The organism is Bradyrhizobium sp. LB11.1, from assembly GCF_040549385.1.
Classification (GTDB): Bacteria; Pseudomonadota; Alphaproteobacteria; order Rhizobiales; family Xanthobacteraceae; genus Bradyrhizobium.
Map to the genome: position 1 here is coordinate 1 of NZ_JBEPTH010000023.1, position 13,083 is coordinate 13,083.

The following is a 13,083-nucleotide window of genomic DNA, read 5'->3' on the forward strand; positions in this document are numbered from 1 at the left end:
GTCAACCTCGACCCTCGCATGGCCAAGCTCGCCGGCGGCGTCCACCGTCTCGAAGGTCAGCTCATGGTCGTCCTCGACGTCGATCGCGTCCTCGACCTCGCGCCCGAGATGATGGCGGCCTGAACCTTCACGAAAGACATTTTAGCCGGAGAACCAAGATGAAGACCTGTTTGGTGGTTGACGATTCCAGCATCGTTCGCAAGGTCGCCCGTCGCATTGTCGAAGCGCTGGGCTTTCACGTCATTGAAGCCGAAGACGGCGTCGAGGCGCTGGTCCATTGCAAGAAGGCCATGCCGGAAGCCATCCTGCTTGACTGGAACATGCCCGTCATGGACGGCTTCCAGTTCCTGGGTACGCTGCGCCGCATGCCGGGCGGCGAAGAGCCCAAGGTCGTGTTCTGCACCACCGAGAACGGCATCGACCACATCACGAAGGCTATGGGCGGCGGTGCCAACGAGTACATCATGAAGCCGTTCGACAAGGAAATCGTGTTGGCGAAGTTCCAAGAGGTCGGGCTGGTCGCGCGTGAAGAAGAAACAGCGGTCTGAAAACACACCTGCTAGTAGCGTCAAGAGGTATCCTGTGAATCCGCCCGACTACGAGTATCTGCGTAAGTTGCTGAAAGAGCGCTCCGGTCTCGATCTGTCCGCCGACAAGCAATATCTGATCGAAAGCCGCCTGCTGCCGCTGGCGCGCAAGGCCGGGCTCTCCGGTATCACCGAGCTCGTGCAGAAGCTGCAAGGCGGCTCGATCGCGCTCATCACCAGCGTGGTCGAAGCCATGACCACGAACGAGACCTTCTTCTTCCGCGACAAGGTTCCGTTCGATCATTTCCGCGACACCATCATGCCGGAAATCCTCAAGGCCCGTGCCAGCCGCCGCAGCGTGCGGATCTGGTGCGCCGCAGGCTCGACCGGGCAGGAGCCCTATTCGCTTGCGATGACTCTGAAGGAGATGGGCGCGGCCCTGACTGGCTGGCGCGTCGAGATCATCGCGACCGACCTTTCGCAGGAAGTGCTGGAGAAGGCCAAGGCCGGCATCTACAGCCAGTTCGAGGTGCAGCGCGGTCTGCCGATCCAGATGTTGATGAAATATTTCAAGCAGACCGGCGAGACCTGGCAAGTCAATCCCGATCTGCGGGCGATGATCCAGCATCGGCAGCTCAATCTGCTGCAGGATTTCTCCAGCCTCGGCACGTTCGACGTCATCTTCTGCCGCAACGTGCTGATCTATTTCGATCAGGAAACCAAGATCAACATCTTCAATCGCCTTGCCCGCCAGATCGAGCCCGACGGCTTCCTGGTGCTCGGCGCGGCGGAGACCGTGGTCGGACTGACTGATACGTTCAGGCCGATTGCGGATCGCCGCGGCCTCTACAAGCCGAACGATCCGCGTGTCGCGGCCGCCAAGCCGGCGGCCGTCGGCGGTGCCGCGCCGCCGCGCATGGCGGCGGTAGCAGGACGATAAGCATGGCCGAGGATGCCAAGGGCGCAGAGCGCGTCACGTTCAGTCGGGGCTATGATGTCTGCATCATGGCCATCGACGGGACGTGGCGGCGCGACTGTACCCTCAATGCGATTTCCGACACCGACGCCATCCTCACGGTGGAGGGCTCGATCCAGGGGTTGAACCTGAAGGAGTTCTTCCTGCTGCTGTCGTCCACAGGCCTTGCCTATCGCCGCTGCGAGCTGGTGCGCGTCAACGGGGCCGAGATGGACATCCAGTTCCTGCGCGGCAAGAACCGCAAGAAGCGCGGCGCAGCCAGCGGCCATGATGCGGTGGCGTGACCGTCACGCGCACTATGCCGCCGTTTCCTGACGCGTTGCTTCACATTTTCTGGAAACATCCGAACGAATTCGCAGAGCCGGCTTTACGTGGCCTAAGCGTACGCCGTGTATCACCGACCGGTCGCAATTTTCAGGGTCCGACCATGCCAAGAAGCTCTCTCTCCCCCATCCCGTCAAACCTGCCCGACGTCGCCGAGCGGCGTGCGCTTCAGCTGCTCGTGGTCGATGACGACGCCACGCAGCGCAGCCTGATCACGGTTGCCGCCAAGCAGGCCGGTCACGAAGTCGCCGTTGCACCGTCGGTTGCGGAAGCCATCGAAAAGCTGCGCGCCGCGCGCTTCGACTGCGTGACGCTCGATCTCGTGCTGGAGGATGGCGACGGCATTGATGTGCTGCGCGAGATGGCAGCGGCGAAATTCTCAGGCTCGGTCATCGTGATCAGCGGCATGGACGGCAAGCGTCGCAGCGGCGCCCGCAGCTTCGCCCGTTCCGTCGGGATCGAGCTTCAGAGCCTGCCAAAGCCGTTGGATCTCGCGGCGCTGCGCATCAGCCTCGCCAATCTCGGCAAGACGGCGATGGGGCTGCCGACGATCCATACCTGGGGCGGCGTCGCCACCGATGCGATCGTGGAACGGCACCGCGCCTGAGGGCGCGGAACTGCCATGCAATCGGCTGCGGCAAATCGGCCGCGCTGATTGCGGCTTACGCTGGATTTCCAGATTCCGACAGCTTCTGAAGGGCCTGGCCGAGCTCCGCCCGGCAGGCGTTGAGGGCGGCGCTCACTGTGGCATAGCGGGGCGAGACGTCGTCGAGCACCACAATCTCGGTGGAACCCAAGATAGCGCTATCGTCGTCAGGCTCCATCGCCGCGTCGATCAGACGCATACTGATGTCGATGCGCGCGACCAGGGAGCGAAGTTCGGCTGCGATCAGCTGACGGCTGTCGGTTTCAGCCATCGCGGCGAGCGGGGGAGTGTCGGCGTAATTTAACATGGATATTCTCCGTCCCCCGCAATAAGGCACCTTACCGCTACTTGTGCGTTAAGTTCATGTCCCGTACAAATGCGGGTGGGCCGAATCTGCGCCGAAAGCCATAACCTTAGGGCGCGGACGCGAGTCCTTGAATGCCGAATGGTCTTGACGATCGACTTGGCGATCGGTGTGGCGAATGGACATGGCACATGGTCGAACAAACCTCCCGTGGTGAGATCTTCGTGGTCGATGACGACCCTGCCGTTCGCGACACCCTGTCGATGGTGTTGAAGGCGGCGGGCTATGAGGTGATCTGTTTTGCCGACGGCGCAGCACTGCTCTCGGTCGCGCGAAGCCGGACACCGGCTGCGGTCCTGCTCGACGTGCACATTCCCGGAAAGTCTGGCCTCGATATTCTCAACGAGCTGCACGGCGAGGACTATCCGGCCCCGATCTTCATGATTTCCGGGCAGGGCGACATCGCGATGGCGGTGGGCGCCATCAAGAGCGGCGCGCTCGATTTCATCGAAAAGCCATTCCGCGGCAGCGAGATCGTCGGCCGGCTGGACGAGGCGATCGGCGCCTATGCACGCAGGCAGTCGGAGAGCGCATCGCCGAAATTCGGCTCGCTGCATTTCCCCGGACGCGAGCCGCTGACCCGGCGGGAGCGCGAGGTGCTCGAGCAGTTCGCTGCCGGCGCCTCGAACAAGGAAGCCGGCCGTACCCTCGGCATCAGCCCGCGCACCATCGAGGATCACCGCGCCAACATCATGAAGAAGCTCGGCGCGCGCAACGCCGCCGATCTGATCCGCATCGTGATGACCGCCGCGCAGCGCGCGTCGTAGCGCTATACGCGAGATGCCGTAGGGTGGGCAAAGCGAAGCGTGCCCACGAATTTCACGGGATGTAGTGAGAGATCGTGGGCACGGCGCAACTGCGCCTTTGCCCACCCTACGCAAGCTCGCTACGCCGCTAAATCAGGGCTGGTGCAGACCCCAACACTGATCCCGGATTGCGCTACGCTCCATCTGGGCTACGGCGCGTCACACGCTCAGCGCCTTGCGAATGATCCGCGCCAGATCGGATTTGCGATAGGGCTTTGCCAGCAGCAGCACGCCCGAATCCAGCCGGCCGTGGTGGATGATCGCGTTCTCGGTATAGCCTGAGGTGTAGACCACCCTGAGATCCGGGCGCTTCTTCAGCACCTCGTCGGCGAGTTGCCGTCCGTTCATCTTGCCGGGCATGATCACGTCGGTGAACAGCAGGTCGAACGGCTTGCCGCTGGCGACGATCGCGAGCGCCTCCGCGGCATTGGCGGCCTGCAGGGTGACGTAGCCGAGCGAATGCAGCTGGGCCAGCACGTAGTCGCGCACGAGGCGGTCGTCCTCGACCACGAGGATGGTTTCGTGTCCGCCCTCGATCGAGGCCGGCAACACGCCATCGGCGACGGGCGTGGGGTTCTTGCCCGGAGGCAGGTACATCTTGATCGTGGTGCCGTGGCTTTCCTCGCTGTAGATCTTGATGTGTCCCGCGGACTGCTTGATGAAGCCGTAGACCATGGAGAGCCCGAGCCCGGTGCCCTTGCCCGGGCCCTTCGAGGTGAAGAAGGGGTCGAATACGCGCGGCAGCATGCCGGCAGGAATGCCGGTGCCCGTATCGCTTACCGCGATCAGCACGTAATGCCCGGGCCGGACGTCGTTGCCGCTTGCATAGACCTCGTCGAGATAGGCGGCGCCCGTCTCCACGATCAGCTTGCCGCCGCCGGGCATCGCGTCGCGCGCGTTGAGCGCGAGATTGAGGATGGCCGTCGTGAGCTGGTTCGGATCGACCACCGCGACGCAGATCTCGTCCTCGAACACGGACTCGATCTGGATCTGCTCGCCCAATGTCGGCCGCAACAGCTTCGCGGTGTCGATGATCAGCGAATTGATGTCGATCTCGCGCGGCTGGAGCGGTTGCTTGCGCGCGAAGGCGAGCAGATGCTGGGTCAGCTCGGCGCCGCGTCCGGCAGCCTCGTCGATCATCTTCGTGATCGCGGCAAGCCCCGGATCCTGGGCCACCGCATCGGCCAGGATCTCGATGGTTCCAGTGATGACGGTGAGGATGTTGTTGAAATCGTGCGCCACGCCGCCGGTGAGCTGGCCCACAGCCTCCATTTTCTCGGCGTGACGGACGCGCTCCTCGGACGCGACCTTATCAGTGAGGTCGCGGTAGAACACGTTGAACAGGATGCCTTCGCGGCGGCGCAGCGCCGTGACGCTCAGTTCGGCCTTGAACTCCTTGCCGTCGCGGCGGCGGACCATGAGCTCGCGGCGGCGGTTGAGGGCCTGTCCCTCCGCGGATTCGAGGAAACGGGCGAGGCCGTCCTTGACCCTGTCACGCTCGCTCTCCGCGACGATCATGTCGACCGCGTTCTTGCCGAGCGCCTCGTCGCGCTGCCAGCCGAACAGCTCCTCGGCCCGCGAGCTCCAGTTCAGGATGGTGCTGCGATCGTCGGTCTGGACGAAGGCGTCGAGCGCGGTCTCGACGATGTTGCGCGCAAGCTGCTCGCTGTCACGCAAGGACTCGGCGGCGTGCCTCGCCTCGGTCATGTCGCGCCCGACGAAGAAGAAGCGCCTGGCCTGATCCGACCAGTTGCCGAGCCAGGACAGCCAGACTTCGCGGCCGTCCTTGTGGAAGCAGCGGGTGTCGGCGAGTTTGGGATGGCCGCCGCTCCGGAGCGCGCGCATCTCCTCGCGCGATTGATCGAGGTGATCGGGGTGAATGAAATCGACGCCGCTCCTCCCGATCATCTCCTCGGGCTTGTAGCCGAGCACGGCTTCGCTGCTCGGGCTGATCTGAACGATATGGCCGCGCGAGTTCATGATCATGATAAGATCTTCGGAGGCGTCAAATAGCTGCCGCCTTTCTTCGAGCGTCTGCTGGAGCGCCCGCTCGATCCGTCGCGCATCGGTCAAGAGGCGCGCCGTGCCGGACGCACCGATGATCTCGCCCGCGGCGCCCCGGATCGGTGACAGGCTGACCGTAATATCGACCGGACTGCCGTCCCTCCGCACGCGCACGGTTTCGAAGTGATCGATCCGCTCGCCCCGGGCAATCCGCGCGAGATAATCGTTGCGCTCATCGTTACGATCGGGTGGAAGGATGATCGATGTCGATTGCCCGACGGCTTCCTCGGCCGAATAGCCGTAGAGGCGTTCGGCCGCCGCGTTCCAGCCGATGATGGTGCCGTCGAGCGTTTGCATCACGATCGAATCGTCGGAAGATTCGACCGCGGCGCTGAACAGGCGCTCGCGCACGGCGAGCTGGTCGCGGGCCGCTTCAGTGCGCCGCCGCTCCTCGACTTCGTGCTCCAGCGCTGATGTCTTGGCCTTGGTCTCCTCAACCATGAGGGCAAAGGCCCGCGCCAGCATGCCGGTCTCGCCTCCGGCCTCGACCGGAATCGCAGCGGACTTGCCGCGCCCGATCGCCTCGACTGCTTTGGTGAGCCGCCCGATCGGCCAGGTCAACGATCGCGCCAGCAGCAAGGCAAGCGCGGCCGCGACCAGCACCGCGATCGTGCCGATCGTCAGGCTCGTGCGCTCGATGATGACGGCGGGCGCCATGAACACGGCGTAGGGCACGACGCGGATGATGCCGACCCATTGTCCCTCGGCCAGGATCGCAGGCGCGATCGCGGTCCCGCTCGGCTTGCCGTCCTTGCCCGGCACGACTTGCGTCGCGCCTTGGGTCGATCCGGTGACATTGGCAAAGTAGGGGAAGTCGTCCTGCCAGCGTGTCGGTGTCCCCAGTTGCGAACCGAACTCGCGGGTGCGATCCGGGTGCACGATGTAGTCGCCGTTGCGACCGACGACATAGACGAACTCGCCGCGCCGGCTCGCGATCCTGATACGGTCGAACACCTGGCGCATGTCGACATTGACGACGACGATGCCGAACAGTCGGTGATCGGATCCGTATAGCGGCCCCGCGACGCGCAATGTCGGCACGTAAGGCATCTGAATCGTGCCGTTGTCGACGTTCAAATCGACCGGGGAGACATAGATCTTGCCTTCGGCGAGCTTGATCGCTTCCTGGAAGAAGAAGCGATCGTCCTTGGCTTGCAGGGTTTCGTCGGGAACGATGCGGACCGATCCGTTCGGTCCGGAGCGGTCGACGCGCAGATATTCGGTGCCATCGGCGCTGATGACGCGAAATTTCGCATAAGTCGGGTTGGCTTCGACATCGGCAACGAGACGCGTCAGCAGCCGCTCGCGCCAGGTCTTTTCGGCCAAACGATCGACCGGATCGATGCCGTTGTTGAAATGAGCGTCGATCACGCCGCGCACGGAGGCAAGGGAGCGGAATGTCGCGATGTCGGCACGCGCACCGCTGGTCTGGGCTTCGAGCTGGGAGGCGAGTAGTCCCGACTGGGTCTCGATGCGCGCGATCACGCGCGGCAGGAAGGCTCGTTCCAGACTGTAATGGCTCAGCCACCCGACCGCGGAGACCGCAATCGCGACCAGCAGAATCATCGCGATGGCCAGCCGGGTTGCGAGCGTCATGTCGCCCTTCGCGGCGCGTCGAGAATGGACCCGAATGTTTGATGCGACATCGATGGCCCCGTCATCGGCTGCCGGTGCCGGCATCGCGTTGCGGCGGGGATGATGATGGCGCCGATGTCAGGCAACGGTCGACCGCAGCCAGCAGCGCGTCGGCCCGAAACGGCTTCTGCAGGCTGGCGACGGCGCCGAGCTTGGTTGCCATCTTCAGGAAGTCCGGCTCGGAATAAGCGTCCGGCGTGATCGAGCGGCCGTCGCCGGCGACCGTTACGTGGTGACCGGTTCGCTCCAGGAGCAGCCGGATCGTCAACTGTACGGCCGGATCGTCATCCACAATCAGGATGTTGGCCACGTCAAAAACCTCCGGGCCGGGCACGGGTGTTCCCGGCTGCCCCCAAATCAAAGCATCAAATGCAAAATTGTTGCGCGGATTGCGCCCAGCCTGCAAGTACTTCGCGGTCGATGAGAGGCGTGGTCGCCAGGCCATTCGTCGGGTTGCGAGTTATGTGCACGTCTGCGTGCAGATGACTGCGAGGCTGGGCCGCGCGCCTAGTCGGTGAGGTATTCGGGGTAGTGATCCCGGATCTTGCTCAGCTCGCTCAGCGTACCCGATAGATGCTTGCGCAGATGCTGCTGCGCAGCATCTGCATCTTTCGCTTCGATCGCACGCGTAATCAGCTTGTGGTGGCGCACGATGTTCTGGGCCTTACCGGGGGAGGGCAGGTGCAAGCGGCGCAGCCGGTCGATATGTCCGCTGCGGCTCCGCACCAGCATCCAGAGGTCCTGCTTTCCGGCGGCTGTATAGAGCTGGGCATGGAAATCATTGTCGGCAGCCATGAAGGCCTCGAACACGCCGGCCTTCGTGAACTGCTGTTGCAGTGCGATGGCATGATCAAGACGAAGGATCAACGCTGGATCGGGATTCTCGGCAAGAAGCCGGACGATCTCCAGCTCCAGCGCCTGGCGCAGGAAATGCGCCTGTTGCGCGCGATCGACGTCGATCTGGCTGACCACGGTCGCGTGCTGCGGAAATACGTCGACCAGCCCCTCTTCCTCGAGCCGCATCAGCGCGTCGCGCACCGGCGTCGAGCTGACGCCGAATTGCTCGGCCAGCTCGGCCCGCGACAGCGGCGCGCCGGGCGGCAATTCCAGCGCGATGATCGCATTGCGCAGCCGTTCGAACACCTGCGGCGCGGCCTGCCGGGCTCGGTCGAGCCGGGCGACCGCGCGCGGCGCGGGATGGGCTGGTTCCATGGTGGGCTGCTCCGGCGGACTTGCCTTTGATGCACTAATGCATTAGTGCATCAGCCTCGTCGCGCGTCAATGCCGGCCGGAGGAAACGAACAACAATGATCAAGCAATTCCAGCGTGGCTGTGCGGCCCTCGCCCTGATCGCCGCGGCAGTCCTGTCGACTTCGTCCGCGCAGGCGCAGCAGAAATCCGAGATCTCCCTGTCGCGGCAGCCCGGCATTTTCTACATGCCGAGCCACATCATGGAGAAGCAGAAGCTGATCGAGAAGCACGCGGCCGCGCTCGGCGTGCCCGGTGTCACCACCAAATGGGTCACCTTCTCCGGCGGCGGCGCGCAGACCGATGCACTGCTCGCGGGCGGCGTCGATATTCTCAACACCGGCACGGGCAATCTGCTGTTGCTGTGGGATCGCACCCGCGGCGGCGTGAAGGGTATCGTCGCGACCTCGGCGCAGCCGATGACGCTGATCAGCCGCGACGCCAATATCAAGTCGATCAAGGATTTTGGCCCAACCGACAAAATTGCGGTACCGACCGTGAAAGTCTCGACGCAGGCGATCGTGCTTCAGATCGCCGCGGCGGAAGCCTTCGGCGCCGACCAATGGTCGAAGCTCGATGCCAACACCGTGCAGCTTGGTCATCCCGACGCCTATGTGGCGATGTCCAATCCCAAGCACGAGGTGCACACCCACTTCTCAATTCCGCCGTTCACTTTCCTTGAATTGAAGAACGTGCCGGGCGCGCATGTCGTGCTGAACTCGCCCGACGTGATGGGCGGCCCGTTGAGCCAGGCACAGTTCTTCACCACGACGAAATTCGCCGATGCCAATCCGAAAATTATCCAGGCCGTGCGCGATGCGACCAAGGAAGCGCAGGATCTGATCCGCAGCGATACGAAGCAGGCGGTCGAGATCTACAAGGAGATCACCGGCGACAAGACCTCGGCGGAAGAGCTGCTCGATCTTCTCAAGCAGCCCGGCATGATGGAGTGGAACCTCGAGCCGCAGGGGACGATGAAGTTCGCTGCCCATCTCTACAAGACCGGCACGCTGAAGACCCAGCCCAAGGCCTGGACGGATTATTATCTCCCGGTCGCGCACGATTTGAAGGGCAACTGATGGCGCTGCTCGACGTCAGTGGGGTGACGCTGCGCTACAAGACCACCAGCGCCGTCGTCACCGCCACCGAGAGGGTGAGCTTTACCGTCGACAAGTCCGACCGCTTCGTGCTGCTCGGACCGTCCGGCTGCGGCAAGTCGACCCTGCTCAAGGCCGTCGGCGGATACATGGCGCCGAGTGAAGGTCGCATGACAATCGCTGACCGCGAGATCCGCGGCCCCGGCGCCGACCGCATGATGATCTTCCAGGAGTTCGATCAACTGCTGCCCTGGAAGAGCGTGCTCGCCAACGTGATGTTCCCGCTGTTAACCGCGCGAAAGCTGTCGCGCAAGGACGCGGAAGCGCGGGCGCGGTCCTATATCGAGAAGGTCGGCCTTACTCGCGTGGTCGACGCCTATCCGCACACGCTGTCCGGCGGCATGAAGCAGCGTGTCGCGATCGCGCGTGGCATGGCGATGGAGCCTGATATCCTGCTGATGGACGAGCCGTTCGCCGCGCTCGATGCGCTGACGCGGCGGACCTGCCAGGACGAGTTGCTCCAGCTCTGGAGCGAGACCAAATTCACCGTGTTGTTCGTGACCCATTCGATTGCGGAGGCGATCCGCATCGGTAACCGCATCCTGTTGCTGTCGCCGCATCCTGGCCGCGTCAAGGCCGAGGTGGTCGACGTCGACAAAGTCAGCAATGACGACGGCAGCGCCGGCAGGCTGGAGAAGGAGATCCATGATCTCCTGTTCGCCGGCGAAGCCACGGCGCATTAGGGGAGCCGCTCATGGGCGAAGCAAGAATTTTGCTGCGCGACGCGCCGGTCGCTGCTGTCAGTGGTGCGGGTGAGGTCGAGCGCAAGCTGAGCGTGGTCGAGCTGCTGTGGAATGATGGCCTTGTTCGCAAGAGCGTCATCATCCTGTTCCTGGCGGCTATCTGGGAAGCCTACGGCCTCTATCTCGATAGTCCCCTGCTGTTCCCGACGCTGCACGACACGCTCCTCACGCTGTACGATCGCGTCAAGGACGGCACGATCCCGATGCGAGCCTGGACCTCGCTGAAGGTGCTGTTCATGGGCTATTCGGCCGGCATCGTGCTGGCCGCGATCTTCACGGTTCTCGCCATCTCCACCCGCATCGGCACCGACTTCCTCGAAACGGTGACGGCGATGTTCAATCCGCTGCCGGCGATCGCGCTGTTGCCGCTCGCGCTGATCTGGTTCGGCCTCGGCAATGGCAGTCTTGTTTTCGTGCTGATTCATTCGGTGCTGTGGCCGGTCGCGCTCAACACCCATTCCGGATTCAAGAGCGTGTCGAACACGCTGCGCATGGTCGGTCGCAATTACGGGCTGCGCGGATTGCCTTATGTGGCGAGGATCCTCATCCCCGCGGCCTTCGGCTCGATCCTCACCGGCCTCAAGATCGGCTGGGCCTTTGCGTGGCGCACACTGATCGCGGCCGAGCTGGTGTTCGGCGTATCCTCGGGGCAGGGCGGCCTCGGCTGGTTCATCTTCGAGAACCGTAACCTGCTCGACATACCCGCAGTGTTCGCGGGCCTCTTGACGGTGATTATCATCGGGCTCTTTGTCGAGAACCTGATCTTCCGCGCCATCGAGCGGAACACCGTGCAGAAATGGGGCACCCAGTCATGACCAAGAAGAAAACACCCGACCAGCTCCGCAGCGCGCGCTGGTTCGCACCCGACGATCTCCGCTCGTTCGGCCACCGCTCCCGCGCCATGCAGATGGGTTATGCCCCTGAGGAGTGGAAGGACCGTCCGATCATCGCGATCCTCAATACCTGGTCGGACGCGCAGCCCTGCCACATGCACTTCAAGTCGCGCGTCGACGACGTCAAGCGCGGTATCCTGATGGCCGGCGGCCTGCCGGTGGAATTGCCCGCGCTCTCGCTCTCGGAATCGCTGCTGAAGCCGACCACCATGCTCTATCGCAATCTGCTTGCGATGGAAGCCGAGGAGCTGCTGCGCAGCCATCCCGTCGATGGCGTGGTGTTGATGGGCGGCTGCGACAAGACCACGCCGGCGCTGCTCCTGGGTGCGACCTCGATGAATATTCCGGCGATCTATCTGCCGGCCGGCCCGATGCTGCGCGGCAACTGGAAGGGCAAGACGCTCGGCTCCGGCTCGGACGGCTGGAAATATTGGGACGAGCGGCGCGCCGGCAAGATATCCGACAAGGACTGGCTCGACATCGAAGCCGGCATCGCGCGCAGCTACGGCACTTGCATGACCATGGGCACAGCTTCGACCATGATCGCGATCGCGGAAGCGATCGGCATGACGCTGCCGGGCGCTTCCTCGATTCCGGCCGCGGATGCCAACCACATCCGCATGGCCTCTGAATGCGGCCGCCGCATCGTCGAGATGGTGTGGGAAGATTTGACGCCGAAGACGATCCAGACCCGCAAGGCTTTCGAGAACGCGATCGCGGTGGCGATGGCGATGGGCTGCTCGACCAATGCGATCATTCATCTGATCGCGCAGGCCCGCCGCGCCGGTCAGGACATCGGCCTCGACGATTTCGAGATCGCCAGCCGCAAGGTGCCCGTGATCGCCAATGTCCGTCCGAGCGGCGATGCCTACCTGATGGAGGACTTCTTCTATGCCGGCGGCCTGCCGGCGCTGATGGGCCAGATCAAGCCGCATCTGCATCTCGACTGCATCACGGTGACCGGGAAAACCCTCGGCGAGAACATCGACGGCGCCGAGGTGCACAATGCCGATGTCATCCGCGGCGTGGACAATCCCATCTACAAGGAAGGCGCGCTTGCCGTGCTCAAGGGCAATCTCGCGCCCGACGGCTGCGTCATCAAGCCCTCCGCCTGCGCGCCGCGCTTTCTCAAGCACACCGGGCCAGCGCTGGTGTTCGACGACTATCCGTCGATGAAGAAAGCGGTTGACGATCCCAATCTTGACGTCACCGAGGATCACATTCTCATCCTGCGCAATGCAGGCCCGCAGGGCGGACCGGGCATGCCGGAATGGGGCATGCTGCCGATCCCGACCAAGCTCGTGAAGCAGGGCGTGCGCGACATGGTGCGTATCTCGGATGCGCGCATGAGCGGCACCAGCTACGGCGCCTGCATCCTGCACGTTTCACCCGAGTCCTATATCGGCGGCCCGCTGGCGCTGGTGCAGAATGGTGACCGCATCACGCTCGACGTCGCCGCGCGCACCATCAATCTCGAGGTATCGGAGGCCGAGCTCGACAAGCGCCGCGCAGCCTGGAAACAGCCCGAGCGCCGCTTCGGACGCGGCTATGGCTGGATGTTCACCAAGCACATCAAGCAGGCCAATGACGGCTGCGACTTCGACTTCCTCGAGGCCGATTTCGGCGCGCCGATCGGCGAGCCGTCGATTTACTAACAGTGTCGTTCCGGGGCGATGCGCAGCATCGAACCCGGAACCCAT

Annotated in this window: 13 protein-coding genes and 1 pseudogene; 10 read left to right on the forward strand and 4 right to left on the reverse strand. The window is 63.6% G+C overall.

The genetic code is table 11. From position 1 onward, the window contains the following. The 5 genes and pseudogenes from ABIA96_RS33960 to ABIA96_RS33980 form a co-directional block, all read left to right on the forward strand. Nucleotides 1-123 (forward strand): annotated as a pseudogene (locus ABIA96_RS33960) (chemotaxis protein CheW); the annotation flags it as partial. Between the two features lie 35 nt (nt 124-158). Beyond that, entirely contained in the window at nt 159-548 is a 390-nt protein-coding gene (locus ABIA96_RS33965; RefSeq protein WP_354141276.1) for a response regulator, read from the forward strand. 34 nt (nt 549-582) lie between these two features. Then, a complete protein-coding gene (locus ABIA96_RS33970) occupies nt 583-1,467 on the forward strand; it encodes a CheR family methyltransferase (RefSeq protein ID WP_354141277.1) in 885 nt (294 codons plus the stop codon). 2 nt (nt 1,468-1,469) lie between these two features. Next, nucleotides 1,470-1,787: a PilZ domain-containing protein gene (locus ABIA96_RS33975; RefSeq protein ID WP_354141278.1), complete on the forward strand. Its 318-nt coding sequence runs from the start codon at nt 1,470-1,472 to the stop codon at nt 1,785-1,787. Nucleotides 1,788-1,930: 143 nt separating this feature from the next. Then, entirely contained in the window at nt 1,931-2,434 is a 504-nt protein-coding gene (locus tag ABIA96_RS33980; protein ID WP_354141279.1) for a response regulator, read from the forward strand. 55 nt (nt 2,435-2,489) lie between these two features. Here ABIA96_RS33980 and ABIA96_RS33985 read toward each other — a convergent pair whose 3' ends face one another. Beyond that, nucleotides 2,490-2,780, reverse strand: a complete 291-nt coding sequence (locus tag ABIA96_RS33985; protein ID WP_354141280.1) for a hypothetical protein — start codon at nt 2,778-2,780, stop codon at nt 2,490-2,492. Between the two features lie 188 nt (nt 2,781-2,968). Here ABIA96_RS33985 and ABIA96_RS33990 point away from each other — a divergent pair, with 188 nt between their 5' ends. Continuing rightward, a complete protein-coding gene (locus tag ABIA96_RS33990; protein WP_354141281.1) occupies nt 2,969-3,604 on the forward strand; it encodes a response regulator transcription factor in 636 nt (211 codons plus the stop codon). 198 nt (nt 3,605-3,802) lie between these two features. Here the strand turns inward: ABIA96_RS33990 and ABIA96_RS33995 are convergent, their stop codons facing one another. The 3 genes from ABIA96_RS33995 to ABIA96_RS34005 form a co-directional block, all read right to left on the reverse strand. Further along, nucleotides 3,803-7,387, reverse strand: coding sequence for a PAS domain S-box protein (locus ABIA96_RS33995; RefSeq protein ID WP_502918874.1), 3,585 nt, complete (start codon nt 7,385-7,387; stop codon nt 3,803-3,805). After that, entirely contained in the window at nt 7,365-7,652 is a 288-nt protein-coding gene (locus ABIA96_RS34000; RefSeq protein WP_354141283.1) for a hypothetical protein, read from the reverse strand. Before ABIA96_RS34000 ends, ABIA96_RS33995 begins: the two co-directional genes overlap by 23 nt. 197 nt (nt 7,653-7,849) lie before the next feature. After that, complete coding sequence (locus ABIA96_RS34005) at nt 7,850-8,554, reverse strand: GntR family transcriptional regulator (RefSeq protein ID WP_354141284.1); 705 nt, start codon at nt 8,552-8,554, stop codon at nt 7,850-7,852. Nucleotides 8,555-8,649: 95 nt separating this feature from the next. On the opposite strand from ABIA96_RS34005, the gene ABIA96_RS34010 reads away from it, so the two are divergent. From ABIA96_RS34010 to araD, 4 genes are read left to right on the forward strand one after another with little or no spacing between them, the layout of a single operon-like run. Then, nucleotides 8,650-9,669 carry an ABC transporter substrate-binding protein gene (locus tag ABIA96_RS34010; RefSeq protein ID WP_354141285.1) on the forward strand — a complete coding sequence of 340 codons (1,020 nt, stop codon included), beginning with the start codon at nt 8,650-8,652 and terminating at the stop codon, nt 9,667-9,669. After that, nucleotides 9,669-10,430: an ABC transporter ATP-binding protein gene (locus tag ABIA96_RS34015; RefSeq protein ID WP_354141286.1), complete on the forward strand. Its 762-nt coding sequence runs from the start codon at nt 9,669-9,671 to the stop codon at nt 10,428-10,430. The genes ABIA96_RS34010 and ABIA96_RS34015 overlap by 1 nt, the downstream gene beginning before the upstream one ends. An 11-nt stretch (nt 10,431-10,441) precedes the next feature. Beyond that, entirely contained in the window at nt 10,442-11,305 is an 864-nt protein-coding gene (locus ABIA96_RS34020; RefSeq protein WP_354141287.1) for an ABC transporter permease, read from the forward strand. Beyond that, complete coding sequence (araD, locus tag ABIA96_RS34025; RefSeq protein WP_354141288.1) at nt 11,302-13,038, forward strand: L-arabinonate dehydratase; 1,737 nt, start codon at nt 11,302-11,304, stop codon at nt 13,036-13,038. Before ABIA96_RS34020 ends, araD begins: the two co-directional genes overlap by 4 nt. Nucleotides 13,039-13,083 lie beyond the last annotated feature (45 nt).

Bases quoted from the DNA above. Each gene is read 5' to 3' on its own strand.
- ABIA96_RS34015 (WP_354141286.1), top strand. From the start codon at position 9,669: ATGGCGCTGCTCGACGTCAGTGGGGTGACGCTGCGCTACAAGACCACC.
- ABIA96_RS33985 (WP_354141280.1), bottom strand. From the start codon at position 2,780: ATGTTAAATTACGCCGACACTCCCCCGCTCGCCGCGATGGCTGAAACC.
- ABIA96_RS34005 (WP_354141284.1), bottom strand. From the start codon at position 8,554: ATGGAACCAGCCCATCCCGCGCCGCGCGCGGTCGCCCGGCTCGACCGA.
- ABIA96_RS33990 (WP_354141281.1), top strand. From the start codon at position 2,969: ATGGTCGAACAAACCTCCCGTGGTGAGATCTTCGTGGTCGATGACGAC.
- ABIA96_RS33980 (WP_354141279.1), top strand. From the start codon at position 1,931: ATGCCAAGAAGCTCTCTCTCCCCCATCCCGTCAAACCTGCCCGACGTC.
- ABIA96_RS34010 (WP_354141285.1), top strand. From the start codon at position 8,650: ATGATCAAGCAATTCCAGCGTGGCTGTGCGGCCCTCGCCCTGATCGCC.
- ABIA96_RS33965 (WP_354141276.1), top strand. From the start codon at position 159: ATGAAGACCTGTTTGGTGGTTGACGATTCCAGCATCGTTCGCAAGGTC.
- ABIA96_RS33995 (WP_502918874.1), bottom strand. From the start codon at position 7,387: ATGCCGGCACCGGCAGCCGATGACGGGGCCATCGATGTCGCATCAAAC.
- ABIA96_RS33975 (WP_354141278.1), top strand. From the start codon at position 1,470: ATGGCCGAGGATGCCAAGGGCGCAGAGCGCGTCACGTTCAGTCGGGGC.
- araD (WP_354141288.1), top strand. From the start codon at position 11,302: ATGACCAAGAAGAAAACACCCGACCAGCTCCGCAGCGCGCGCTGGTTC.
- ABIA96_RS34020 (WP_354141287.1), top strand. From the start codon at position 10,442: ATGGGCGAAGCAAGAATTTTGCTGCGCGACGCGCCGGTCGCTGCTGTC.